At 72.2% G+C, this 25114-nt stretch carries 16 protein-coding genes and 1 tRNA gene; 2 read left to right on the top strand and 15 right to left on the bottom strand.

Annotated features, from left to right (window positions below; all coding sequences use genetic code 11):
* Window positions 1-122: 122 nt before the first annotated feature.
* From ABZ457_RS10875 to ABZ457_RS10855, 5 genes are all read right to left on the bottom strand, one after another.
* On the bottom strand, window positions 123-1829 hold the full coding sequence (locus ABZ457_RS10875; RefSeq protein WP_359156233.1) for a mobilization protein: 1707 nt from the start codon (window positions 1827-1829) through the stop codon (window positions 123-125).
* Window positions 1826-2386, bottom strand: a complete 561-nt coding sequence (locus ABZ457_RS10870; protein ID WP_359156231.1) for a MobC family plasmid mobilization relaxosome protein — start codon at window positions 2384-2386, stop codon at window positions 1826-1828. The genes ABZ457_RS10875 and ABZ457_RS10870 overlap by 4 nt, the downstream gene beginning before the upstream one ends.
* A 323-nt stretch (window positions 2387-2709) precedes the next feature.
* On the bottom strand, window positions 2710-3564 hold the full coding sequence (locus tag ABZ457_RS10865) for a DUF2637 domain-containing protein (RefSeq protein ID WP_359156229.1): 855 nt from the start codon (window positions 3562-3564) through the stop codon (window positions 2710-2712).
* Window positions 3565-3984: 420 nt separating this feature from the next.
* Entirely contained in the window at window positions 3985-5283 is a 1299-nt protein-coding gene (locus tag ABZ457_RS10860) for a DUF3631 domain-containing protein (RefSeq protein ID WP_359156227.1), read from the bottom strand.
* A gap of 233 nt (window positions 5284-5516) precedes the next feature.
* Window positions 5517-5747 (bottom strand): hypothetical protein, encoded by a 231-nt coding sequence (locus ABZ457_RS10855; protein ID WP_359156225.1) that lies wholly within the window; start codon window positions 5745-5747, stop codon window positions 5517-5519.
* A 94-nt stretch (window positions 5748-5841) separates the two neighbouring features.
* Between ABZ457_RS10855 and ABZ457_RS10850 the strand changes: the two genes are divergently transcribed.
* Window positions 5842-6543: a helix-turn-helix transcriptional regulator gene (locus ABZ457_RS10850; protein WP_359156223.1), complete on the top strand. Its 702-nt coding sequence runs from the start codon at window positions 5842-5844 to the stop codon at window positions 6541-6543.
* A complete protein-coding gene (locus ABZ457_RS10845) occupies window positions 6540-8213 on the top strand; it encodes a tyrosine-type recombinase/integrase (RefSeq protein ID WP_359156221.1) in 1674 nt (557 codons plus the stop codon). The genes ABZ457_RS10850 and ABZ457_RS10845 overlap by 4 nt, the downstream gene beginning before the upstream one ends.
* Before the next feature lie 126 nt (window positions 8214-8339).
* Here the strand turns inward: ABZ457_RS10845 and ABZ457_RS10840 are convergent.
* The 10 genes from ABZ457_RS10840 to ABZ457_RS10795 all read right to left on the bottom strand — a co-directional run bounded on the left by ABZ457_RS10840 (window position 8340) and on the right by ABZ457_RS10795 (window position 25061).
* Window positions 8340-8413, bottom strand: a tRNA-Thr gene (locus ABZ457_RS10840).
* Window positions 8414-8563: 150 nt separating this feature from the next.
* Window positions 8564-10105 carry an alpha/beta hydrolase gene (locus tag ABZ457_RS10835; RefSeq protein ID WP_359156219.1) on the bottom strand — a complete coding sequence of 514 codons (1542 nt, stop codon included), beginning with the start codon at window positions 10103-10105 and terminating at the stop codon, window positions 8564-8566.
* Between the two features lie 115 nt (window positions 10106-10220).
* Window positions 10221-11426: a DNA polymerase III subunit delta' gene (locus ABZ457_RS10830; protein ID WP_359156217.1), complete on the bottom strand. Its 1206-nt coding sequence runs from the start codon at window positions 11424-11426 to the stop codon at window positions 10221-10223.
* Between the two features lie 433 nt (window positions 11427-11859).
* Window positions 11860-15321 (bottom strand): dTMP kinase, encoded by a 3462-nt coding sequence (gene tmk / locus ABZ457_RS10825; RefSeq protein ID WP_359156215.1) that lies wholly within the window; start codon window positions 15319-15321, stop codon window positions 11860-11862.
* A gap of 302 nt (window positions 15322-15623) precedes the next feature.
* Complete coding sequence (gene topA, locus ABZ457_RS10820; protein ID WP_359156213.1) at window positions 15624-18482, bottom strand: type I DNA topoisomerase; 2859 nt, start codon at window positions 18480-18482, stop codon at window positions 15624-15626.
* A 246-nt stretch (window positions 18483-18728) separates the two neighbouring features.
* On the bottom strand, window positions 18729-18926 hold the full coding sequence (locus ABZ457_RS10815) for a hypothetical protein (protein WP_018845834.1): 198 nt from the start codon (window positions 18924-18926) through the stop codon (window positions 18729-18731).
* Window positions 18927-19269: 343 nt separating this feature from the next.
* Window positions 19270-20787 (bottom strand): methyltransferase, encoded by a 1518-nt coding sequence (locus tag ABZ457_RS10810; protein WP_359156210.1) that lies wholly within the window; start codon window positions 20785-20787, stop codon window positions 19270-19272.
* Between the two features lie 90 nt (window positions 20788-20877).
* The gene (locus tag ABZ457_RS10805; RefSeq protein ID WP_359156208.1) at window positions 20878-21471 is read right to left on the bottom strand and encodes a small secreted protein; all 594 of its coding nucleotides are present in this window, start codon (window positions 21469-21471) and stop codon (window positions 20878-20880) included.
* 211 nt (window positions 21472-21682) lie between these two features.
* Window positions 21683-24100, bottom strand: coding sequence for a sodium-translocating pyrophosphatase (locus ABZ457_RS10800; RefSeq protein ID WP_359156206.1), 2418 nt, complete (start codon window positions 24098-24100; stop codon window positions 21683-21685).
* 517 nt (window positions 24101-24617) lie between these two features.
* Window positions 24618-25061 (bottom strand): ATP-binding protein, encoded by a 444-nt coding sequence (locus ABZ457_RS10795; protein WP_359156204.1) that lies wholly within the window; start codon window positions 25059-25061, stop codon window positions 24618-24620.
* Window positions 25062-25114 lie beyond the last annotated feature (53 nt).

Raw genomic sequence — 25114 nt, 5'->3', positions numbered from 1 at the left:
TGGGTCGGCGCCGCACTGTTTGCCCTCGGTGTGGCTGGCGAGGCGCGTTCTCATGACCTGGGATGTGGGGAGAGACACCAGGACCACGAGGTCCAATCGGGGTTGCGCTCGCAGCCGGTCCGCTATCGCCTGGGGCGGTGCCGTGCAGGAGCAGAAGAGGGAGTCGTCGTCTGTGATGCCGGAGCCCCATTGTTAGGCGATGTTCCCATGGTGGTGCGTTGGCGTGCAGCTTCAGCGCGACGGTTGGCTGCCGGGTTACGGCCGGTGCGCTGGATGCGCGTGATCAGGACGCGGGCGGGCTGGCGGGCGCTCGTGAGTTCGCGCTGAGCGGCGGCTTCCTTGAGGAGCTGGTGGGGTTTGTGGCCGCCTGCTTCGGCGTCGGCGAGGGCGGTGGCGAGGGCCGGCCAGGCGGGGTCGGTGAGGATGCGGTCGGCGTGGTCGGGGACGGCGGCCCGGACATCATGGGCCAGGGTTCGGCTGGCCTGGTCGCTCGGCTGACGAGCGGCGAGGTTGTCGATGACCGGGACGAGGGCGTGGTCGGCGGCGGTGTGTAGGTGGTGCAGGGCCTGACGGGCGGCTTCGGCCTGGTGGGCGTGATTCTGTGCCTCGTGCCAGCGGGCGGCGATGATCGTGGCCCAGACGAGGGCGGCGAGCAGGGCGGCGAAGGCGCTGCCGTCGGGGCCGGTAGCGGTGTGGGCGATGTCGCGGGCCGCGCGGCGCAGGGTGTGGGCGGCCTGGTTCTCAGCGCGGATCTGGGAGCGCTGGGCACGGGCGAATGTCCGTGCTGCGGTTCGCAGTTCGGCTCGGAAGTGGTCAGGAGCCTTCTGTGCGGTGGACTCGATAAGTTCACCGAGCGCCGCGATGTGGGCCTGGGCGTGGGTGTCGTCGGTCATGCCCAGGTGGAGGGTGTCGAGGGCGTCGGTGGCCTGGTGCCAGGGGGTCGTGGGGCGTTCTCGGCGTGCGGTGGGGTGTTCTTCGGGTGCGGTGCTTTCCAGGCGGGCCCTGAGCTTGGGGAGGGTGAGGTCGGGGGCGATTGTTCCGCCAGCGTGGAAAATCTGTTTCCCGTCCTTGTTGAGGTCGCCGGGGCGGCCGGCAGCGTAGCCGAGGAGGTCTCCGGAGGGGGCGCGGCGGGGTTTGATCGCGATGCCGTCGGCTTCGAGGTAGGCGAGGAGTTCCTCGGCGTTGCCGGCGTGGGGGATGGCGGCACGGATGCGGTCCTGGAGCCAGTCGCCGCTGGTCTGCTCCCAGCCGAGGCGTTGGGCCTTGTGCATCTCTGCCTGGGTGGGGCGCTTTCCGGCGGTGCGGTCGCCCTTCTTGAGTTGGCGCAGGCCGTAGTCGGTCTCGATCTGGCGGCAGGCGTCGCCGACGCGGATGCCGCTGCCGTGGAGTTTGGGGCGGCGGCCGTCTTCGCGGACGGTTGTGGCGAGGATGTGGATGTGGTCGTCCGCGTGGCGTACGGCGATCCACCGGCAGCTGAGGTCGTCGCCGGGCGGGGCGATGCCTGCGGCTTCGACGATGCGCTGGGCGATGTCGGCCCACTCGGTATCGGAGAGGTGCCGGTCCTCGGGGGCTGCGCGGACGGGGCAGTGCCAGACGTGGTCGGTGATCTTCTTCCCGAACTCGCTGTTCCGGAGGTGCACGGGTTCGTCGAGGTGGTGGGCGAGCTGGGTGAGGGTGGCGTCCGGGTTTCGTCCGGGGTCGGGCATGCCGAGCATGGCGAAGCCGGCGACGATGTGCGGGTCGAGGTGTTCGTCGTGGCGGCCTGGGCCGTAGAGGTAGGCGAGCAGGCCACGGGTGTTGGCACCGGCCGGTTTGATGGCGGCTATCACGCGGCCTGCTCCTTCTCCGTCTCGGCGGGGGCACGCAGGGCTCGGGCGATCAGGTCCAGCAGGTGGTGGAGCTCGTCGAGGCGGTGGCGTACGTCGGGTGGGGTGAGGTCGCTGTTGAGGGCGCGGGCGATCTGGTTGACGTTGACGCCGATCCGGTTGAGTTCGCGCAGTACCTGGGCGCGGAACATGTGGGTGCGGCGGCGGTCCTCGGACAGCGGCAGGTTCGCGGTGAACCGGCCGGTGATGAAGGCGAGGGCGATGTCCGCGGTGAAGCCGGATTCCCCTTTGTAGCCGTGCTCGGCTGCGGCCTCCTGGAGCGCGGCGTGCTCGTCGCCGGTGAAGCGCAGCGGTCCGACACGGACGGTCCGCTTGGTGCCGGTGAAGCGGCGGATCGTTGGTTGCACGCTCTGCGGTGCTCGTTCGCCGGCTGTCGGATCGGTGGCGGGTGCGGGGCTGAGAATCTGCTGCTGGACGGCGTGGAGCTCGTCCTGGTCGGAGCCGCCCTCGGCCCCGACCTCCCGGCCCAGCGCCCCCTGGCGCTGGGCCGACTCCGCCACCCCCGGGGCGGAGATCCCCGAAGACCGGCCTTGAGTCGGACTCGGGGTACTACTGGCTCCGCCCGGGGCAGCCCGTCCGAACGCCCGACGCAGTCGGGACAGCAGCGTACGGGGCTGTGCCGAGGCGGGCGGCTCAGCGGAGGTGTCGTCAGGTAGGTGCTGGCTGTGCTGCATGGAAGATGCTCCAGATGCGGCTCGGCGGACAGGATCACGGCGACCCGGTGGCGCGAGCCATCGCGTTGTCACAGGTGTGGGGATCTGCGGGGCGACCGGCGTGTGCTCGGGTGACCGGAAGGGTTCCGGTCACCCGAGCACGCGAGGCGTCAGCCTCCGGAGACCTTGATGCCAGCGGCTTCGAGTTCCGGCCGGAGCGACTCCATGACTTCGGTCTGCCGCGCGCTTCCGATCGTCAAGTTCCGTTCCTTCACGGCGTCTCGCAGCAGGCCACGCGTGAGTTTGCCGTGCTGGCGACCGGCGGCCCGGCCGATGGCCTTCAGTTCTTCGATGGTCGCCTTCGGAGGACGGCCGCCGACTGGTTTGGCCTTCGGCACCGGGGACGTGGATTCCGTCCGCTCCTCGCCGGAAGCTTGCGGAACCTCGGCGGCAGCATCCTGCCGCCAGCCCTCGCCGTGCTCACCGACCGGCCGGTTCCGCACAGCTATGGAGCCGATACCGGATGGGGCATCGGTTGGTGCCACATGCTGGTGGATCTGTCGCATCAGCACGCCGAACGCGACCATCGCGGCGGCTGGAGGGACGGCAGCGACCACGTAGTCGAGGAGCGGAACGCTGCGCTCGCTGTCCGCGCCGCTGACCCCAGCGACGTTCAGTGCGATAGAGCCGACCGATCCGGCAGCGGTTACGGCGACGGCCCAGAGGTCGGTCGTACGCCGGAGCGCAGCCCGCAGCATGAGCAGTTCACCGGCGACGATGAACGCGTCCAGGGTGGCGGGCCAGGCCCATCGGCGGATGGGGGATGCGCCCAGCCCGTGCTGGCCTGCGACATCGGCGAGGTGCGCGTAGGACAGCCAGAAGGCTCCGGCTGTCAGAACCACGATGACGATGCCGGCCGCGCCGAGCACGAGCCGCTCTGCGTCGGCACGCTTCGGGCGCTGCCCTTTGGCTGGGACGTCATCTCGTGTCTGCGGTGATGGCGTGGTGAGGTGCGGGGCGGTCAAGCGGGAATCTCCTTGGGGGTAGTGGGTGAGGGGCGTCTTTGCCGTCTTGTGCGTTGCACGTGCAGGTCAGCGCGGTACGGCAGCGCGCTGGACGTGCCGTCTTGGCGGGAAGCTCTGGCGTCTTGTCCCGACTCGGGACAGGGGTGAGGCGGATCCGCCCCGGCTCGTGTCCGGGCGCCTGCATCCGCTGGGACGGCCGGTCGCGGCAGCCGTCCCAGCGAGCAGGACTGTGACCTGCTGCGATACGGCGAAGACGCCTGGGACGGGGCAAGACGGAGCTGGACGCCGTCCCCCTGCTGGCTGCATGTGCTCAGGCGCGTGCGCTGCCGTCTTGCCCTCGGCTGCCGTCTTGCTGCTGTGTGCCCTGACCTGCACGATCACGGCAGGGACGGCAAGTACGGCAACCAGGGAGGTGGGGGGTCAGCTTTCGCCGCGCCGAGCGTCGACCGGGTGGATGGTCGGGCAGTAGCGCCGCCAGGCGTCCAGGAACTTGTTGCGCGTGTAGCCCTTGCGCTGAGTGCGGTCGGCCATGCGCACGTTGCCGGGCCGGATGTCGTAGTCGCGCAGCATCCCGCTGAGCTCCCGGGAGGTCAGGCCGTAGCGTCCACGCTCTCCCCACGGGGCTTCGGCGTCCGCGTTCAGGTGGTGCAGGAGGTCTTCGGTGGACAGGCTGTCCGCCTCCCGCTGTGCGAAGAAGACTCGTCGGATGTCAGCGAGGATGCGGGCCCCACTCGGGTGGTCCTCCTCAGCTGCCACCTCGGCCGCGACCATCCGTGCGCACGCGATCCGCGCAAGCCGTGGCCAGCGACCGCCGGCCAGGTCCGCGATGATCACCAGAGGCTCCCAGGAGTCGGCGGCTCGATCCTCGACCGGCATCTCCGGCTCCAGGCTCGAAGCGTCCTCCAGTAGCGGGAGGGCCCAGGCACGGATACGGTCGCGCAGTTCGTGCAGGGCCGGGATGTCGCGTCGCGAGCGGAAGGGTTTGACCTTCTCGCCCTCGGCCCTGCGGCGCATACGGATGACGACGGATCGATCCATGACGGTGTCCGGCAGGTCACCGATCCCCGCGATGGCCGCCATGGCGAAGGTGGCGAACCTGTGCGGGGTGTGGTCGTTGCCGACGACCCGGGTGACGTACCGGCCGCGCTGGTGGCCGGCGTTGAGGAGTCCGCGTGTCTCCTCGTTCTTCTCCGCGACCTTGGGGCCGAAGATGGTGTCGGCCTCGTCCACCAGCAGCGTCGGTGGCTCCTCCTCGTTGATCGAGCGGAAGATGGCCGCTGGTGTGGTGTTGATGGTGAGCATCGGCTCGTGGACCGTCTCGGTCAGCACGTCCAGGAGTCGCGACTTCCCGCACCGTTTCGCAGGTCCCACCACTGCCAGCCGAGGGGCGTGCTGCCAGGCGGGCTGGAGCTGCGTCGCCGCCACCCAGAGGGTGGTCGCGTCCAGCGCCTCGGGAGAGGGCGGAATCACGAACTGGGCTATCTGGGAGCGCAGTTCGTCCAGCAGATCCGAGCCTGGCGTCGGCTCCGCGTCGGGAATGGTCTCCAGGCCGCTTGCCGGGTCCGCCTCGCTGCCGTCAGCCGGACCATCGTGCATCTCCGATGTGGCATAGGCGGCCTGGGCCGGACCCAGATGAGCGCCGGGCCGGCCGGGGATGGCCGTGGCGGGCCAGGCCGCTCGGGCGGGGGTGGAATAGGAGTCGGGGTTCTCGGGTTGCACTGGGCGGCTCCTCGTCTGGCGGCTGCGGGCTTGCACGCCCTTGCCGCCGGGTCGGATCTCACGGGATTGCTGGGGAGTCCTGGAGCCTCCGGCGTTGCACCGTCGGAGGCTCTCCCTCTTCTCGCGGGGGTCTCGGTACCGCGAGCGACCACGGACAGTACGTCCACGCCGTGCCACAGTCCAGCGTTTCTGTGTCAGCTCAGCGCAGAAGCGCCTATGACGCATCACGTGCCTCATGCGGCCAGTCCCAGCAAGGCCAACAGGTCTGCGGTCACCACCCGGTAGGCGTTCCCGAGCCTGAGCACCTTGCACGGGTACTGGCCGCGCTTGGCCAACTCGTAGCCCTTGCTCCGGCCGAGCCCCAGCGCGCGGTTACCTGTCTCCAGGTCAACGGCCGCCGGGAGCCTCAGAAGCTCCTCGCGACTCATCCCCTTCGCCCCTCCGGCGTCATCGTTCTGGCGCATGCGCACTCCATCCATGACTGAGCCCACGGCGAACGCGACCTCCGCGTCCGTCTCCAGGTCTTGGAATCAACGCTAAGCGAGCTAATGTGTCTGCATGACACAACGCCGAAGTCACCATGGATCGAGCAAGGCCGACGACGAGGACGACGTCCCGGAGTGGGTGGACCAGGTCATGGCCACCGTGGCCGCCGAGGTCCGCAGACGACGGAAGGAATTGGGTTGGAGCGCACAGGACTTGGCCGACAGATGCGCGGAGATCGGCCATCCGATCCCCCGCAACGTCATCGCCAACATGGAGTCCGGACGCCGCTCCAACCTGCCCTTGGTCGACGTCATGGTGCTGGCCGAAGCACTGAACACCCCACCCATCTGCCTGCTCTATCCCGTGGGCTACATCGAGGACGTGCAGCGGCTCCCGCTCCAGGACTCCACTTCCACTCTGGATGCGCTGCGCTGGTTCACGGGGGAGGAGACCGATCTCGGCGCGGACGACGACATGCTCCGCTACTTCCGAGCCCATCACGCCGCCCAGGAGCGGCTGCGAAGTGCGCGACGCGACGAGGAGTACGCGCGCTACCACGCCCAGACCGCCCCGAATGCCGACCGGAAGGCCGAGGCCCTCCGCTCCCAGGCCCGCGCCGCCGAGACGGCCGACGACGCCGAAGACCGCCTGCGCAGAGTTCGCGCTTTCATCGAGGAAGAGGGGGTCACGCCCCCGTTCCTATGGCCCGACCTGGCCGACGTAGTCGACTCATCCGGGAGCGATCCCGAAACCAGCGAGGAGAATGATCTTTGAAGGGCTCCACCTACCGCCGCTGCTCCTGCCGCGACCCCAAGACCGGCAAGGAACTCGGCACCTCCTGCCCCAAGCGCAACAGCAGGAACCACTGCACCTACTCCGTACGACAGGAGCTCTCACCCCGCGAGGACGGCAGCCGCCGCTCCTTCGCCCGTGGCGGGTACGCCAGTCTCAAGGCCGCCCAGGCCGACCTCGACCACGTACGCGCCTTGCTCGGGCTCGCCGACTCGGACGACCCCGAGGGCACCGAACTCATCGCCGAGATGCTGGCCGAGGTCAGTCGAGAGCGGTCACCTCTGCCCGAGGTCGAGGAGACGCGGCGGCGCCTCAACTCCGGTCAGGACCTCATAGGCAGCCTGACCGTCGCCGAATGGCTCGACCGGTGGTTGGCCGGCAAGCGCATACGCAAGTCCGGTCTCAACCGCTACGAGACCGATATCCGCGTCCATCTGAAGCCGCGCATCGGCAGCCGGCGCCTGGACCGGCTGCGGGTCAGCCACCTCAGCGAGATGTTCACCGACATTCGCGAGGCGAACGCCCAGATCCTGGAGGACAACGCCCAGCGGCGAGCCGCTCTCGACGAGCTGGGGACGGTGCCGTGGAAGGGCGTCGGGAACCGGGCTCGTCGCAAGGCCATGAAGGCCGCGATCGACGAGATGCCGCCCTTTCGGCGCGTCACCGGCCCTGCCACACGGCTGCACGTAAAGGCCACCCTCCGGGCGGCCCTGAACGACGCGATCGGGCAGCAGATCATCACGTTCAACCCGGCCGCCCATGTCGAGATCGACCCCGTGCGCAAGCCGAAGGCGCTCGTGTGGACGGACGAGCGGGTCGCCAAGTGGGAGCAGACGGGCGAGAAGCCGTCGCCCGTGATGGTCTGGACGCCGGAACAGACCGGTGCCTTCCTCGACTTCGTCGTCGAGGACCGGCTGTACGCGATGTGGCACCTGATCGCGTTCCGCGGCCTGCGCCGAGGCGAGGCGTGCGGCCAGCCGTGGTCGGAGACGAACCTCGACACCCACTTCCTCACCGTCTCCTCTCAACTCGTCCAGGACGGCTGGGAGGTGGAAGCGTCCGACCCCAAGACCGACAGCGGCTCCCGCGTGGTCGCCCTCGACGACGACACCGTCGACGTCCTGAAGCACCACCGCGAACGGCAGGAAACGGCCCGAGAAGAATGGGGTACAGCCTGGGTCGAGACCGGCCACGTCTTCACCCAGGAAGACGGCTCCTGGCTCCACCCCGGCAAGGTGACCGACCTCTTCGAACGCCTCGTCGCCGCCTCCGGCCTCCCACCGATCCGCCTGCACGATCTGCGCCACGGCGCGGCCACCCTCATGCTCGCCGCCGACATCGACATCAAGATCGTGTCGGACACCCTCGGGCACAGCGACACCCGCATCACGCGGGACATCTACCAGAGCGTCCTCCCCCACGTCGGTAAGAGTGCCGCCGAGGCCACCGCGAAGCTCGTCCCCCTCCAGCGCAAGGCCGAGGCGGAGAAGGCCGCGCGCAAGGCCGCGAAGAAGGAGAAGGCCAGGAAGGCTGCGGCCAAGGCGGCCGACGTCGGCAAGGGCAACAAGGGCGGCGGCAAGCCGAAGCGGGACAAGGCGAAAGCCCAGGCCAAGGCAGCCAAGAAGGCCACACGCCGCAAGCCCGCAAAGTAGGTCCCGAGCGGCTCCGCTCACGCACCGCTCACGCAAGCAACGTCACGGCAACCCGCCGTGCAACCCGCCATGCCCCGAGCAACAGAAAACCCCAGGTCACGGGCTATGTGACCTGGGGTTCTTCTGAGCCGCCTTCGGGATTCGAACCCGAGACCTACGCATTACGAGTGCGTTGCTCTGGCCAACTGAGCTAAGGCGGCACCCTGCAGACGAAGAGATCCGTCCCCGGGGGAACACGCTCTCATCAGCAGCGGCGCCAAGTCTACAGGGTTCCTCGGGGTGCCTCGCACCACCTCCCCGAGGCCCCGGCGGGCCCCCGCACCGACCCCGGGACCCGGCGCGGGAGCCCGTCAGCAGCGCTTGCCGTCCTTCGGGACCGTGCCCTCCAGGAGGTACGTGTTGATCGCCGTGTCGATGCAGTCGCTGCCGCGCCCGTACGCCGTGTGGCCGTCGCCCTCGTAGGTCAGCAGGGTGCCGGAGGACAGCTGGTCCGCGAGGCTCTCGGACCACTTGTAGGGGGTGGCCGGGTCGCGGGTGGTGCCGACGACCACGATCGGGGCCGCGCCCTCGGCCGTGATGCGGTGGGCCTTGCCGGTGGCCTGCTCGGGCCAGTAGCCGCAGTTCAGGGAGGCGTACGCGAAGCCCTTGCCGAAGACCGGGGACGCCTTCTCGAACTCCGGGACCGCCGCCTCGACCGCCTCGGTCGAGTCGAAGGCGGCGGGCAGGTCCAGGCAGTTCACGGCCGCGTTGGCGAACATCAGGTTCGCGTACGAGCCGTCCGTGCCGCGCTCGTAGTAGCTGTCGGCCATCGCGAGCAGGGGCGCGCCCTCGCCCCGCTGCGCGGCGGTCAGGGCCGAGCGGAGCTGGGGCCAGGCGCCCTCGTCGTACATGGCGGAGATCACGCCCGTGGTGGCCAGGGCCTCGCCCAGCGGGCGGCTCTCGCCGGTCGGGACCGGTTCCGTGTCGAGCTGCTTGAAGAACGCCTTGAGCCGGTCGGTCGCGTCCGCCACCGAGGTGGTGCCGAGCGGGCAGTCCGCCTGCTTCACGCAGTCCGCCGCGAAGGCCCGGAACGCCGTCTCGAAGCCGGCCGTCTGGTCGCGGTTCAGCTCACGCGCGGGCAGGGCCGGGTCCAGGGCACCGTCCAGGACGAGCCGCCCGGTCCGGTCCGGGAACAGCTCGGCGTACGTCGCGCCGAGGAACGTGCCGTACGAGGCCCCGACGTAGTGCAGCTTCTCGTCGCCGAGGATCGCGCGGAGGATGTCCATGTCCCGGGCCGCCTCCACGGTCGAGACATGCGGCAGGACCTTGCCCGAGCGCTTCTCGCAGCCCGCGGCGAACTTCTTGTACGCGGCGGTCAGCTCCGACGCCTCGGCGCTGTCGTCGGGCGTCTGGTCGACCTGCGTGTACGCGTCCATCTCCGGACCGGTCAGACACTCCACGGGCGCGCTGCGGGCCACGCCGCGCGGGTCGACGGCGACCATGTCGTACCGGGCGCGCACCGGGGCGGGGTAGCCGATGCCCGCGTACGCCTGGAGGTAGCCGACCGCGGAGCCGCCCGGTCCGCCCGGGTTCACCAGCAGGGAGCCGATCCGCTCGCCGGGTCCGGTGGCCTTCTTGCGGGCGACGGCCAGGTCGATGGACTCGCCGTCGGCGTCCGCGTAGTCCAGCGGCGCCTTCATCGTGGCGCACTCGAAGCCGGGCACACCGCACTCGCGCCACTTCAGCTTCTGCGAGTAGTACGGCTCCAGTTCGGCGGCCGGGGCCGCCTGGCCCGACTGCTGTGCGCCGGCGGAAGCGGAACCGTCCGAGGCGCCGCCGCTGCAGCCGGAGAGGAACAGGCCGGCCGTGGCCAGCGGGAGGGCGAAGGTGCGGAACAGGCGCCTGGTGTCCATCCCTCGGAGCGTAATCGCCGGGGGCGGCGGTTGCGCGTCCTTGCCGGGGCGGGTCCGTGCTCGTACGGGTGACGTGCCCGGGCGCCTGCGGGACAGAAGGCGGGACGGGGGCCCGTCAGCCCGAGCGCAGCGCCACCGCCATCGCCTCGACCGCGAGAAGCGGCGCCACATTGCCGTCCAGCGCGTCCCGGCAGGCGACGATCGCCTCGATACGGCGCAGGGTCGTCTCGGGGCGGGACGCGCGGGCGACCCGGTCCAGCGCGTCCCGGACGTCGCCGTTGGCGAGCGCGATCCCCGAGCCGAGCTGGAGGGCGAGCACATCGCGGTAGAAGCCGGTCAGGTCGGAGAGCGCGAGATCGAGACTGTCGCGCTGGGCCCGGGTCCTGCGGCGCTTCTGCTTGTCCTCCAGCTCCTTCATCACCCCCGCCGTGCCGCGCGGCATCCGCCCGCCCTGCGCCGCGCCGAGCGCCGCCTTCAGGTCCTCGGTCTCCTTGCCGTCGACCTCCTCGGCGAGCTGTGCCGCGTCCTCGGCCGCCGCGTCGACGAGTTCCTGCGCGGCCTTGAGGCACTGGCCGATGTCGTCCACGCGCAGGGGCAGCCTCAGGACGGTGGCGCGGCGGGCGCGGGCGCGCTCGTCGGTGGCGAGCCGGCGGGCGCGGGCGATGTGCCCCTGGGTGGCGCGGGCCGCCGCCTCGGCCGCCGCGGGCTCGACGCCGTCCCGCCGGACGAGGGCGTCCGCGACGGCCCGCACCGAGGGGGTGCGCAGCGTCAGCAGCCGGCACCGGGACCGGATCGTGGGCAGCACGTCCTCGATGGACGGCGCGCAGAGCAGCCAGACGGTCCGGGGGGCGGGCTCCTCGACGGCCTTGAGGACGGCGTTGGCCGACTTCTCGTTCAGCCGCTCGGCGTCCTCGACGAGGATCACCTGCCAGCGGCCGCCGGCGGGCGAGGTGAAGGACTTGCGGACGGTGTCGCGCATGTCGTCGACGAGGATCTGCGTGCCGACGGCGGCGATGGAGCTGACGTCCGCGTGGGTGCCGAGGAGCGCGGTGTGGCAGCCGTCGCAGAAGCCGCAGCCGGGCGCGCCGCCGAGGGCGCGGTCGGGGCTGGTGCACTGGAGTGCGGCGGCGAAGGCCCGGGCTGCGGTGACCCGGCCGGAGCCGGGCGGTCCGGTGAACAGCCACGCGTGCGTCATCTTGGACCCGGCCTGGGCGGGCTCGCCCCGCTCGTGCGCGGTGACGAGCGCGTCGGCGTCCCGCGCGGCGGCCTCCAGCTGCTCCTGGAGCCGCTCCTGGCCGACCATGTCGTCCCAAACGGCCACGGGCCGCCACCACCTTTCGCCTGCGGCCTCCCATTGTGGTCCAGCCGACTGACAGTGACGGACGCGGGCGGGGGCGCTCGGGGGGCGCCATTCATCGGGGGCGTTCACGGCGGGCCCGCCCCGGACGCGGGCCGGGCGGACGCGGTCGGCCCGGCCCGCGTCGAACCCGGCCGCCGCCGACCCGGCCCGCTACCAACGGCCCCGGCCGGACGAGGGTCCGCCCACCCCGCCCGCCACGGACCGGGACCTGGCCCCGGAACCCCCGGCCCGCCGCGAACCGGACCCGGGTGCGGACGCGGTCGGCCCGGCCCCGGAACGGAACAGCTCGCCCCGGAACGGAAAAGCCCGCTCCGGAACGGAACCGCCCGCCCCGGAACGACCCGGGCCGGGCGCGGGACCCCGTTGGTCCCGGCCCGGCCCGTTCCGTGTGCCGTCAGCGACGCCCGCGCCCGCCCCGCCGGTCGTCCTCGTCCTCGTCCTCTTCCTCGTGCGGGCCGAGGAGTTCGTCCGCCAGTGTCGGAAGGTCGTCCAGCGGAGTCTCCTCCGCCCAGTCGGAGCGGCGCCGGGGCCGCTCCGCCGTGGTCTCCGACCCGTCCGGGTCGATCTGCGGGAGTTCGCGGGTGCGCTCGGCCGCGCTCTCCGAGGCCGCCCCCGACCGCTCGTCGCGGAAGAAGTCCGCCGGAACACGGTCCGCCGGGTCGTCGCCGCGACGCCCGTCCCGCACCGGCGGCAGCTTCGCCGTCTCGTCGGCGGCGCGGCGCCCGCCACCGCTCCCGGCCGCCTCGCCCGGGACCCGGGGCAGCACCGAGGTCTCGGCCTCGTTCGGCACCTTGGGCAGGACGGACGTCTCCGCGTCGTTCGGTGCCGCCGGGACCTTCGGCAGCACCGAGGTCTCGGCGTCACCGCCGCGCGGGCCGCGCCGCGAGCGCGTGTCCGCCGGGCCTGCCTGGCCCGCCGCCTCGTCCGGCACCTTGCGGAGCACCGTCGTCGCGTCGTCGGCCGGGGGCGTGCCCGGGCGGGGCACCTCCTGGGTGATCTCCTCCAGAGGGGTCTCCGGCGCGGCCGGCGCGGCCCGCTCGGCGTCCGGCTGCACGACCGGCGTCGCGACGGTGACCTCGTTGGCCGAAGCCGAAGCCGAAGCCGCCCCGGCCCGGCCCCCGGCCCCGGCGGCCGCCGACGCCGCAGCCGCCGCCTCCGCGGCCCGCCGCGCCTCCTCCGCCTTCAGCAGCGCCTCCTCCGCCTTGCGCTGCTTCTCCAGCCGGCGCGCCTCGGCCTCGGCCCGCAGCCGGGCCTCCTCCTCCGCCTGCCGGCGGAGGCGCTCCTGCTCCTCCTGGCGGACCTTCTCCTCCGCCTCACGCCGCCGGCGCTCCTCCTCGGCGCGCACGCGTGCCTCCTCGGCCCGCTGCCGGGCCTCCTCCGCCTGGCGCTCGGCCTCACGGCGGCGGGCTTCCTCCTCCTCGCGGCGCTTGCGCTCCTCCTCCTCGGCGCGCAGCCGGGCGAGCTGCTCCTGGCGCTCCCGCTCCAGTCGCTCCTCCTCCGCCTTCCGGCGGGCTTCCTCCTCGGCGCGGCGACGCGCCTCCTCCTCGGCCTTGCGGCGGGCCTCCTCCTGGGCCCGGATCTCGGCCTCGGAGAGGGGCAGCAGCCGGTCCAGCCGGTGGCGCACCACCGTGGTGACGGCCTCCGGCTCCTGCCCGGCGTCGACGATCAGATAGCGGCCGGGGTCGGCCGCGGCCAGGGTCAGGAAGCCGGTGCGGACCCGGCGGTGGAACTCGGCCGGCTCCGACTCCAGCCGGTCCGGCGCCTCCGTGAACCGCTCGCGCGCGGTCTCCGGGTCGACGTCGAGCAGCACGGTGAGGTGCGGGACGAGTCCGCCGGTCGCCCAGCGCGAGATCCGGGCGATCTCGGTGGGGGCCAGGTCGCGGCCGGCGCCCTGGTAGGCGACGGACGAGTCGATGTAGCGGTCCGAGATGACGATCGCGCCACGGTCGAGCGCCGGCCGCACCACGGAGTCCACGTGTTCGGCGCGGTCGGCCGCGTACAGCAGGGCCTCCGCCCGGTTGGACAGCCCGGCGCTGGAGACGTCGAGCAGGATCGAGCGCAGCCGCTTGCCGACCGGCGTCGCGCCGGGCTCGCGGGTGACCACGACCTCGTGGCCCTTGGCCCGGATCCACTCGGCGAGGGCCTCCACCTGGGTGGACTTGCCCGCGCCGTCGCCGCCCTCGACCGCGATGAAGAAACCGTTCGACGCGGGCGTCTGCGCCGGGTCGGCCCCGCCGCGCAGCGCGTCGCGCAGGTCGTGGCGGAGCGGGACACCGGAGCGGTCGTCCGTCTTGGCGAGGACGAGCGCGGCGACGGGCAGCAGCAGCGCGCCCACCAGCATCAGCGTGAACGCCGCCCCGCCGTGCGCGAACACGAAGTCACCGCCGGCGAGCCGGTGCGGGCCGATCGCGGCGGCCAGCAGCGGGGCCGCGACGGCGGCGAGCCCGATGCAGACGCGGACGACGGCCTGGAGGTGGTCGGTCAGGCGTGCGCGGCGCGGCTCCTCGGTCTCCTGGTCGACGAGGGTGTGCCCGGTGTTCGCGGCGACACCCGCCGCGACACCCGCGAGCAGCGCGAGGAGCAGCACGGTCGCCGTGTCGGGCACCAGGCCCATCGCGAGCAGCGCGATACCGGTGACGGTGATCGCCAGGGCGAGGACCCTGCGCCGCGAGAGGCCGGGGAGCACGGCCCCGGCCGCGCGGATGCCGATACCGGTGCCGCCGGTGAGGGCGAGGACCAGCAGGGCGAAGGCGGCCGGCCCGGCGCCGAGGTCGACCGCGTGGAGGACGGCGACGGCGACGGCCGAGGCGATCGCGGCGGCGACGGAGGCGCAGGCCAGGACGAAGAGCGGGATTCCGCCGGTCCGCCCCTTGTCGGGCGTGCGGCCCTTGCGCCCGCCCTTGCCCTTGCCCTTGCCACCGGCGGCCTTGCCCTCGGCCTGGTCGGCGCCGGTTTCCCGGGCCCGCCCGTCGGCGGCCTCGCTCGCGGACGGGCGGCGCAGCCCCTCCAGCGGTGAACGGGGCCGGGGCGTCTGGGCGTCGGGGAACTGGACGAAGTAGAGGGTGGAGACCGAGGCGGCGAAGAGGCCGGCCGCGAGGTAGGAGCCCAGCGCCGCCTGGTGCAGCGTGAACCACTCGATGCCGGTGCCGAGCAGACTGCCGATCAGGGTCGCGACGAGAAGCGCGGCCGCGGCGGCCGGGACGACGGCGAAGCCGGTACGGATCCACAGCCTGCGCAGCGCGTCGAGGTGGTCGGGCAGCGGCCGGACGGCGGCGCCCTCCAGCGGCGGCGCGGGCAGCAGGGCCGGGGCCGCGCCGTCGCGGGAGATGGTCCAGAAGCGTTCGGCGACACCGGCGACGAAGCCGGTGACCAGCAGGATCGCCAGCGCGTTGGCGGGCGTCCAGTCGAGCCACAGGGGGGCGACGACGAAGAGCGCGACGCGCAGACCGTCCGCGCCGATCATGGTCCAGCGCCGGTCGAGCGGTCCGCTCGGCGCGGTCAGGGAGGTCATCGGGCCCAGCAGCACGGCGCCGAAGAGCACCGTGGCCAGCACCCGGGCGCCGAGGACGGCGGCGACGGCGAAGGCCGCGCCCCGGTAGCCGCTGCCGAAGGTCTCGGAGGCGACCGCCGCCTGGAGGGCGAGCAGCAGGAGGACGAGGACGCCGAGTGCGTCCCCGGTCCCGCCCACCGCCTGCGCGTTCCACAACCGCCGCAGCGGCTGCCCGCGCAGCAGGGCGCGTACGGCCCGCTCCCGCGAGTCCGCGGCGAGGGCTTCGGAATCAGAGGCGTCGGAAGCAGTCTCCACAGCGGTACCGGTGACCGCGTGCTGCTCGGCTGGCTGCTCGGCTCGCGTCATCCGCCCAGCCTATCGGGAGCGGTCCGCTCCCCGGCGGGGTGTCCGAACACACGGACGCATTGTCGAGGGCTTGTGAAGGGCCCGTGCCCGAAGCCGGACACGGGCCGCGCGCACGGCCCGGGCCCGGCGTCCGCGCGGGGAACCGGAGACGGCGGCGGCCCCGCGGGAGGTGCTCCCACGGGGCCGCCGCCGAACGATGTCGGGTACCGAGGACGACCGGCGCACCACGGGCCGGGCCGGGGTGCCGGCGTTCCGAGGCCCGCGGCGCACCGGTGTACCGGCCCGACACCGGCCGGGCCGTCCTACTCCTCGGCCGGCCCGGCGGAGGGCGCGGTCTTCCTGGCGGCGGTCTTCGTCGCCGTCTTCTTCGCCGCGGTCTTGGACGCGGTCGTCTTCGACGCCGTCGTCTTCTTCGCGGCCGTCTTCGCGGTGGTGGTCTTCTTCGCCGCGGTCTTCTTGGCCGCCGTCTTCTTCGCGGGCGCCTTCTTGGCCGTCTTCTTCTTGGCCGGGCCCTTCGCCCGCTTCTCGGCGAGCAGCTCGTAGCCGCGCTCCGGCGTGATCTCCTCGACGCTGTCGCCGGTCCGCAGGGTCGCGTTGGTCTCGCCGTCGGTGACGTACGGGCCGAAGCGGCCGTCCTTGACGACCACCGGACGCTCGCTGACCGGGTCGGTGCCCAGCTCCTTCAGCGGCGGCTTGGCCGCGGCCCGGCCGCGCTGCTTCGGCTGCGCGTAGATCGCCAGCGCCTCGTCCTGCGTGATCGTGAAGAGCTGCTCCTCGGTCTCCAGGGAGCGCGAGTCGGTGCCCTTCTTCAGGTAGGGGCCGTAGCGGCCGTTCTGCGCGGTGATCTCGACGCCCTCGGCGTCGGTGCCGACCACCCGCGGCAGGGACATCAGCTTGAGCGCGTCCGCCAGCGTGACCGTGTCCAGGGACATCGACTTGAAGAGCGAGGCGGTGCGCGGCTTGACCGCGTTCTTGCCGGTCTTCGGGGTGCCCTCGGGCAGCACCTCGGTGACGTACGGGCCGTAGCGGCCGTCCTTGGCGACGATCTGGCGGCCGGTCTCCGGGTCCGTGCCCAGCTCGAAGTCGCCGCTCGGCTTGGCGAGGAGTTCCTCGGCCAACTCCACGGTCAGCTCGTCGGGGGCGAGGTCGTCGGGGACGTCGGCGCGCTGGTGGCCCTCGGCGTCCTTCTCACCGCGCTCCACGTACGGGCCGTAGCGGCCGACGCGCAGCTTGATGTCATTGCCGACGGGGAAGCTGGAGATCTCCCGGGCGTCGATCGCGCCGAGGTCGGTGACCAGCTCCTTGAGGCCGCCGAGGTGGTCGCCGTCGCCGTTGCCCGCCTCGGAGGCGGCGCCGGCCGCGTCGCCCTCGCCGAAGTAGAAACGCTTCAGCCACGGCACCGCCTGCGCCTCGCCGCGCGCGATGCGGTCGAGGTCGTCCTCCATCCGGGCCGTGAAGTCGTAGTCGACGAGCCGGCCGAAGTGCTTCTCCAGCAGGTTGACCACGGCGAAGGAGAGGAAGGAGGGGACGAGGGCCGTCCCCTTCTTGAAGACATAGCCGCGGTCGAGGATCGTGCCGATGATCGACGCGTACGTCGACGGGCGGCCGATCTCCCGCTCCTCCAGCTCCTTGACCAGCGAGGCCTCGGTGTAGCGGGCGGGCGGCTTGGTGGCGTGGCCGTCGACCGAGATCTCCTCGGCGGACAGCGCGTCGCCCTCGGCGACCTGCGGCAGCCGGCGCTCGCGGTCGTCCAGCTCGGCGTTGGGGTCGTCCGCGCCCTCGACGTACGCCTTCATGAAGCCGTGGAAGGTGATCGTCTTGCCGGACGCGGTGAACTCGGCGTCCCGGCCGTCCGAGGCGCGGCCGCCGATCTTCACGGTGACGCTGTTGCCGGTCGCGTCCTTCATCTGGGAGGCGACGGTCCGCTTCCAGATCAGCTCGTAGAGGCGGAACTGGTCGCCGCTCAGGCCGGTCTCCGCCGGGGTGCGGAAGCGGTCGCCGGAGGGGCGGATCGCCTCGTGCGCCTCCTGCGCGTTCTTGACCTTGCCGGCGTAGGTGCGCGGCTTCCCCGGCAGGTAGTCCGAACCGTAGAGCTGGGTCACCTGGGCGCGGGCCGCGGCGACGGCGGTGTCGGACAGCGTGGTGGAGTCCGTACGCATATAGGTGATGAAGCCGTTCTCGTACAGCTTCTGCGCGACCTGCATGGTCGCCTTCGCCCCGAAGCCCAGCTTGCGGGACGCCTCCTGCTGGAGGGTGGTGGTGCGGAAGGGGGCGTACGGCGAGCGGCGGTACGGCTTGGACTCGACCGAGCGGACCGCGAAGGACGCCTCCGCGAGGGCGGCGGCCAGCGCGCGGGCGTTCGCCTCGTCGAGGTGGAGGACCTGCTCGCTCTTGAGCCGGCCGTCGGGGCCGAAGTCGCGGCCCTGCGCGACGCGCCGCCCGTCGACCGTGTTCAGACGGGCGGTGAGGACGGAGGGGTCGGAGCTGTCGCCCTTGCGGCCGGTGGCGAAGGTGCCGGTCAGGTCCCAGTACTCGGCGGAGCGGAAGGCGATGCGCTCGCGCTCCCGCTCGACGACGAGCCGGGTGGCGACGGACTGCACACGGCCGGCGGAGAGCCGGGGCATGACCTTCTTCCACAGGACCGGCGAGACCTCGTAGCCGTAGAGGCGGTCGAGGATGCGGCGGGTCTCCTGGGCGTCGACCATGCGCTTGTTGAGCTCGCGCGGGTTGGCCACGGCCTCGCGGATCGCGTCCTTGGTGATCTCGTGGAAGACCATCCGGTGGACGGGGACCTTGGGCTTCAGGACCTCCAGGAGGTGCCACGCGATGGCTTCGCCCTCCCGGTCCTCATCGGTGGCGAGGAAGAGTTCGTCGGACTCGGCGAGCTGCTCCTTGAGCTTCCTGACCTGCGCCTTCTTGTCGGCGTTGACGACATAGATGGGCTGGAAGTCGTGTTCGACGTCGACCCCGAGGCGGCGCACCTCGCCGGTGTACTTCTCCGGGACCTCGGCGGCCCCGTTCGGCAGGTCGCGGATGTGCCCGACGCTCGCCTCGACGACATAGCCGGGGCCGAGATAGCCCTTGATCGTCTTCGCCTTGGCAGGCGACTCGACGATCACGAGTCGGCGGCCGCCCTGTGCGGTCTCGCTGGTCGGGGACAACTTCGCTCTTCTCTCCGGTCGACATCCGATGGGCGCTCACAGCGGCGCGGCACGCGGCACCGGTGTGGGTACGAGCGCGACGGCACTGCTGTGACGCTGCTGTCGCTGCGGAGTGTGACGGTACAACCCGCCCCCGTGTCAAACGGCAAAAGCCCGCAACGGCCACTCGAACGGTAACCCGACTCCGGCGGTTTGTGCCGCCCGGACCGGTACGTCGTCCGTTGCCGGGCCTGTCGTAGGCCCTCGTCAGAGACGTCCGAAGCACCACACCCCGGCGGCGAGGAAGGCGGCCCCGCAGAGGATTCCGCAGGCGGTCGCCGTGGCGGGGCTCACTCCGTGGGCGACGGGTGCGCGATGGGCGAGCCGCACCCCGGTCCACAGCAGCAGTCCGGCTCCGAACAGTGTGAACGCCGTTCCCGCGAAGATCGCTGGTCCGCTCTCCATCTCGCCACCCGGCCCTTCTCTGGCGCCTCGGTCGTATGGAGGCCGAGGCTGGCACCCCCGGACGTCGCCGACGCGAATTCGCGGTGAACGACGCGTGGGTTCACCCGGCCGGTCGCGCGGGCCCGCCGGTCCGCGGGGTCGTCGGCTCGGCGCGCCACGGGCCCGGAGTGCGCCCCTCCTCTTTATTGCGGTCGCTCCTTGCGGGCACCCGCAGGGAGCGACCGGGGCCGGGCGCGCAATCCGAACAATGGCCGAATCGACGGCGGCGGGTGACGCGATTCCGCCGGGCCCGGGGCGAGCCCTGACCCGGCGCGTGCCCGGTCCGAACCGGGCTGGGCCCGGCCTACGCCTCCGCCCGCCCCGCCGGAATCAGGAAGCCCTCCCCCACCAGGAGCCGTACCGCCTGCGGGGTGCGGTCGCGCAGAAGGACGGGGTCCTCGTCGATCAGCTGGGCGATGGCGTCCAGGATCCGGCCGGCCGGCAGCGTCCCGTCGCACGCCCCGGCGAAGCCCGCGCCCACCGCGTCGACCCGGGTCGCCCGGCGCATCCCGCGGTTCTGGCGCAGCACCACGTGCTCCGGGTCCTCCGCGCCGGGCAGGCCGACCTGTTCCTGGACCACCTCGGGCGCGAGCGTGAAGTGGTCCGCGAGGAGCGCCGCGTCGTCGTGGGCGCGCAGATACTCCTGGCGGTCGAAGTGGGCGCGGACGGTCGCGTCGAGCGGCTGCTCCACAGGGTGCGGCCACTCCTCGGCCACGATCGAGGGCCGGTCGGAGCCGGACTTGAACAGGGTGATCCAGCCGAAGCCGACCGCCTTGGTGCCGCGGGCGGCGAACTCGTCCAGCCAGGCGTCGTACCGGGCGGCGTAGCCCGCCGGGTCGGCGCGGTGGTCGCCGCTGTCGCGCAGCCACAGCTCCGCGTACTGGGTGACGTCCTGGACCTCGCGCTGCACGATCCAGGCGTCGCAGCCGCGTGGCACCCAGGAGCGCAGCCGGTCCTGCCAGTCCTCCCCTTCGACGTGCTGCCAGTTGGCGAGGAACTGGGCGTATCCCCCGTCGTTCAGCCGGTCGCCGGCCTGCTGGACGAGGGTGCGGCACAGGTCGTCGCCGCCCATCCCGCCGTCCCGGTAGGTCAGCCGGGCGCCCGGGGAGATCACGAACGGGGGGTTGGAGACGATCAGGTCGTAGGTCTCGGAGGCGACGGGCTCGAACAGCGAGCCCTGCCGCAGGTCCGCCTCGGCGGCCCCCGAGAGGGCGAGGGTGAGCCGGGTGAAGTCCAGCGCACGGGGGTTCAGGTCGGTGGCGGTGACCCGGGTGGCGTGGCGGGCGGCGTGCAGCGCCTGGATGCCGGAGCCGGTGCCCAGGTCGAGGGCGGAGGCGACGGGCGTGCGCACGGTGATCCCGGCGAGGGTGGTGGAGGCGCCGCCGACGCCGAGGACGACGCCCTCGCCCTGGCCGCTCGCACCCCCGGCCCCGCCGACGGCGCAGCCGAGGTCGGAGACGATGAACCAGTCCTGGCCCTCGGGCCCGCCGTAGGGCCGGATGTCCACGGTGGCCCGCACCTCGTCGCCGTCCCGGGTGAGCCAGCCGTCGGCGAGGCACTCCTCGACGGGCAGCGCGCGGCGCGCCCGCTCGTACGGGACGGGGCGCTGGAGCAGGAAGAGCCGGACCAGCGCCTCCAGCGGGCCGTCGCCGCGGGTGGCCCGCAGGGCGGGCACCGTCTCGCTGCGGGCCAGTGCCGCGTAGGCGGGGGCTCCGAGCAGGTCGAGGAGGCCGTCGGCGGTGAAGTCGGCGGCGGCGAAGGCGTCACGGAGCCGTGGGGCGTGACCGGGTGCGGGAAGACGGGTCGTACTCACGCTTCCCATTGTGGCCGCCGCCACCGACAACTCACGCCTGCCGCCCCCGGGAATCGGCGGACGGCCCCGGGGGCTTCGCGGGGGCGGCGCGCGCCGGCGCTACGCCTTGCTCGGCGAGGCGTCGGCGCCGGCGCCGGACGCGGGGCTGGAGGTCTGGGCGCGCTGGCAGCCGGGCTGCTTCGCCATCGCGCTGCCCAACTCACCGGACTGGAGCTTGTTCAGGGCCGCCTGGTCCATGCGCTCGATCTTCTGCAGGCCCTCCGCGACGCCCTGGAGGCCGTCCGCGAACTTCTGCTGGTCCTTGGGGTCGAGGCCGTCGATCTGCTCCTTGAGCTTCAGGTACTCGGCGGCCGTGGCGTTGAGTTCCCGTACCGCGTCGTTCTGGAGCTTCTCGCCGTCGTCGACCGGGGGGACGCCCGCGTCCTGCACGGCCTTGGCAAGTGCCTTGTCCGCGGCGGCGATGTCGGCGAACGCCTTGGAGTCGGCGGCCTGGATGTCGGCGGGAGCGCCGTCCGCGGCCGTGGAGATGATGGCCTGCTGGGCGTCGGCCCGCTTCTTGATCTGCGGCTGTGCCTGGTCGCAGACCTTCTTGGCCCAGTCGTTGACCTTTTCCTCGCTGTCGTCGCCGCATCCCGACAGCACCAGTACCAGTACCGCACCGCCGGACAGCGCGGCCGCAAGCTTCTTGTTCACCGGATGGGTCCCTTCCGAGGCTCTCGGCCCCGGAACATACACGCCGTACGGGCGACCACCACATGCGTGAAGTCCGGTTCATAGGCTATTGAAGCCATTTGCACCAAGGGAGAGAAGCCTCACCCGGCACCCCGCCCGAACGGGCGGCGGGCCCTCGGGCGCACTCACCGGTGCACCAAGGTCCGCCGTCCGTCCGAGCCGTGACCGGCTGTCAGGGAACCGCCGCCGGATCGGGTGCCGCCGAACCCGAACCGCGCCCGGCCGCGTCCGGACCGTCGTCCCCGTCGACCGCGATACCGCGCCGTTTGGAGACGTACACCGCGCCGACGATCACGGCCACGGCGAGCACCGCGACCAGGGCCCGCACACCCGCGCTGGCGTCCTCCCCGAAGCTGAACTGCACGACCGCGGGCGCGATCAGCAGGGCCACCAGGTTCATGACCTTGAGCAGCGGGTTGATCGCGGGGCCGGCGGTGTCCTTGAACGGGTCGCCCACGGTGTCCCCGATCACGGTCGCCTCGTGGGACGCGCTGCCCTTGCCGCCGTGGTGCCCGTCCTCGACCAGCTTCTTGGCGTTGTCCCACGCGCCACCGGAGTTGGCGAGGAAGACGGCCATGAGCGTGCCGGTGCCGATCGCCCCGGCGAGGAACGCCCCCAGCGCGCCGACCCCCAGCGAGAAGCCGACCGCGATCGGGGTCATCACGGCGAGCAGCCCGGGCGTGGCGAGTTCCCGCAGCGCGTCCTTGGTGCAGATGTCGACGACGCGCCCGTACTCGGGCTTCTCGGTGTGGTCCATGATCCCGGGGTGCTCGCGGAACTGGCGGCGCACCTCGTAGACCACCGCGCCCGCGGACCGGGACACGGCGTTGATCGCGAGACCGGAGAAGAGGAAGACGACCGCCGCTCCGAGGATCAGGCCGACCAGGTTGTTGGGCTGGGAGATGTCCATCACCAGGTTCATCGGGGCGCCGTCGCCGAGCTTCTCCCCCACGTCCCGGGCCGCTGTCGCGATGGCGTCGCGGTAGGACCCGAAGAGGGCCGCCGCGGCGAGGACCGCGGTGGCGATGGCGATGCCCTTGGTGATGGCCTTGGTGGTGTTGCCGACGGCGTCGAGGTCGGTGAGGACCTGCGCCCCCGCGCCCTCCACGTCCCCGGACATCTCGGCGATGCCCTGGGCGTTGTCGGACACCGGGCCGAAGGTGTCCATGGCGACGATCACGCCGACCGTGGTCAGCAGCCCGGTGCCGGCGAGCGCCACGGCGAACAGCGCCAGCATGATGGAGGTGCCGCCGAGGAGGAACGCCCCGTAGACGCCGAGGCCGATCAACAGGGCCGTGTAGACGGCGGATTCGAGACCGATGGAGATCCCGGCGAGGACGACGGTCGCCGGCCCGGTGAGCGAGGACTTGCCGATGTCCCGGACGGGACGCCGGTTCGTCTCGGTGAAGTAGCCGGTCAACTGCTGGATCAGCGCGGCCAGCACGATGCCGATGGCGACCGCGACCAGGGCGAGGACGCGCGGGTCCCCGTCGTGGGCGGCGACCGCCGCGTCGCCGACGCCGTCCAGTTCCGCGTACGAGGACGGGAGATAGACGAAGGCGGCCACCGCCACCAGGACCAGGGAGATCACCGCGGAGACGAAGAAGCCGCGGTTGATGGCGGACATCCCGCTGCGGTCGGCGCGCCGCGGGGCGACCGCGAAGATGCCGATCATCGCGGTGACCACGCCGATCGCCGGGACGATCAACGGGAAGGCCAGCCCGGCGTCTCCGAAGGCCGCCGTGCCGAGGATGAGCGCCGCGACCAGCGTCACGGCATAGGACTCGAACAGGTCGGCCGCCATGCCCGCGCAGTCGCCGACGTTGTCGCCCACGTTGTCGGCGATGGTCGCCGCGTTGCGGGGGTCGTCCTCGGGGATGCCCTGTTCGACCTTGCCGACGAGGTCGGCCCCCACGTCGGCGGCCTTGGTGAAGATACCGCCGCCGACCCTCATGAACATGGCGATCAGGGCGGCGCCCAGGCCGAAGCCCTCCAGCACCTTGGGCGCGTCGGCGGCGTAGACGAGCACGACGCACGAGGCGCCGAGCAGGCCGAGGCCCACCGTGAACATGCCGACGACACCACCGGTACGGAAAGCGATCTTCATCGCCTTGTGCGCGACGGCGGTCAGATCCTTTTCCGGTTCGCCTTCCGCCGGGGTCGCCTCACGGGCCGCGGCGGCGACTCTGACATTCGCGCGGACGGCCAGCCGCATTCCGATGTATCCGGTGGCCGCCGAGAAGAGCGCGCCCACCAGGAAGAAGAGTGATCGGCCGATGCGCTGCGACCAGTCGTCGGCGGGCAGGAGGAGAAGAAGGAAGAACACCACGACGGCGAAGACGCCGAGGGTGCGCAGTTGCCGTGCCAGATAGGCGTTGGCGCCTTCCTGGACGGCAGCGGCGATCTTCTTCATGGCATCGGTGCCCTCGCCCGCGGCGAGGACCTGGCGCACGAGCAGTTGGGCGACGACCAGCGCCGCGAGGGCGACGACCGCGATGACGACGACGATCAACCGGTTGTCGTCCGTGAGCGTTGCCGCCATGTGGAAAGCGGGACGATCGGTCAGGTGTGGGTTGGAGAGCCCCGTCATTCGTCCTCCTTGACGCTCAGAGCTCAGATGTGGACGGATTGTAGGGATCAGAACCCGATCAAAACAGAGCGCGACAAATACGAACGACCTTGTTCCGCCACTCGGGAAATGATCGATTCCGGGAAATGCGTCCGAATGCAGTAATGGGCCGGGGGCGTTTCCGATGCATCGCCGATCAGTGATCTGTGGTGATGGATCAGTGATTGGCGCGCGCCCGGTCACCGAATGGCAGGCGGAATTGCCGATCAGACGCCCTGCTCGTCGGGGCGCCCTTCGGGCGGCGCGAGCGGGCGGGCTGCCTGCGGGGCGCGCGGACGGGGCGCGGCAGGGCTCGGGCGGCGGGGCCGGTCACCGGCGGCGGGCCGGCGTGGCCCGGGCGGGCCAGGCGTGGGGGCGGTGCGCCGGGCCCCGAGTGGGCCGCGCGGCGCTGATCCGGCCGGACCTCATTGGGCCGAACGGGTGACTGGGCGGGAAAACGGACGGCCGTCCCGGGCCCACTCGCCCGGGACGCGACCCGTCAGGACCCGGCGGTGGCCGGAGGCGGTGTCGCGGGCCAGCTCATGCGGATCAGCCCGCCGACGTCGGTGGAGGAGACCTCCACGTCGTCGACGAGACCGCTGATCACGGCGAGGCCCATCTCGTCCTCGCCCTCCGGATCGGCGTCCTCGTCCGCGCCCGGCCCGCCGGCCGCGGACGACTCGGAGCCGGCGCTCGGGACCTCGTCGCCGACCTCGATCGAGAACGCCTTCTCCTCCTCGGTGAGCGCGACCCGCACCGGCGCCGTGATGCCGTGGCTGCGGTGCAGCCCGACCGCACGGCTGCACGCCTCACCGACGGCGAGACGGACCTCGTCGAGCACCGCCTCGTCGACCCCGGCCCGGCGCGCGACGGCGGCGGCGACGAGCCGCGCCGTCCTCACATGCTCGGGCTGGGCGCTGAACCGGAGCTCGACGGTGGCCATGGCGGATCCCCCTCGGAGTACGAGCGTGCGTATCAGGGGCCCGGGCTGGATGC

This window comes from Streptomyces sp. NPDC005805 (assembly GCF_040630445.1).
Lineage (GTDB): Bacteria > Actinomycetota > Actinomycetes > Streptomycetales > Streptomycetaceae > Streptomyces.
This window is presented reverse-complemented; position numbering and strand designations above follow the sequence as displayed.

Excerpts from the sequence above, each read along its gene's own strand:
- ABZ457_RS10810 (WP_359156210.1), bottom strand. The coding sequence starts at position 20,787 with ATGGGAAGCGTGAGTACGACCCGTCTTCCCGCACCCGGTCACGCCCCA.
- ABZ457_RS10815 (WP_018845834.1), bottom strand. The coding sequence starts at position 18,926 with ATGGAGAGCGGACCAGCGATCTTCGCGGGAACGGCGTTCACACTGTTC.
- ABZ457_RS10835 (WP_359156219.1), bottom strand. The coding sequence starts at position 10,105 with ATGGACACCAGGCGCCTGTTCCGCACCTTCGCCCTCCCGCTGGCCACG.
- ABZ457_RS10800 (WP_359156206.1), bottom strand. The coding sequence starts at position 24,100 with ATGACGGGGCTCTCCAACCCACACCTGACCGATCGTCCCGCTTTCCAC.
- ABZ457_RS10850 (WP_359156223.1), top strand. The coding sequence starts at position 5,842 with ATGACACAACGCCGAAGTCACCATGGATCGAGCAAGGCCGACGACGAG.
- tmk (WP_359156215.1), bottom strand. The coding sequence starts at position 15,321 with ATGACGCGAGCCGAGCAGCCAGCCGAGCAGCACGCGGTCACCGGTACC.
- ABZ457_RS10795 (WP_359156204.1), bottom strand. The coding sequence starts at position 25,061 with ATGGCCACCGTCGAGCTCCGGTTCAGCGCCCAGCCCGAGCATGTGAGG.
- ABZ457_RS10855 (WP_359156225.1), bottom strand. The coding sequence starts at position 5,747 with ATGCGCCAGAACGATGACGCCGGAGGGGCGAAGGGGATGAGTCGCGAG.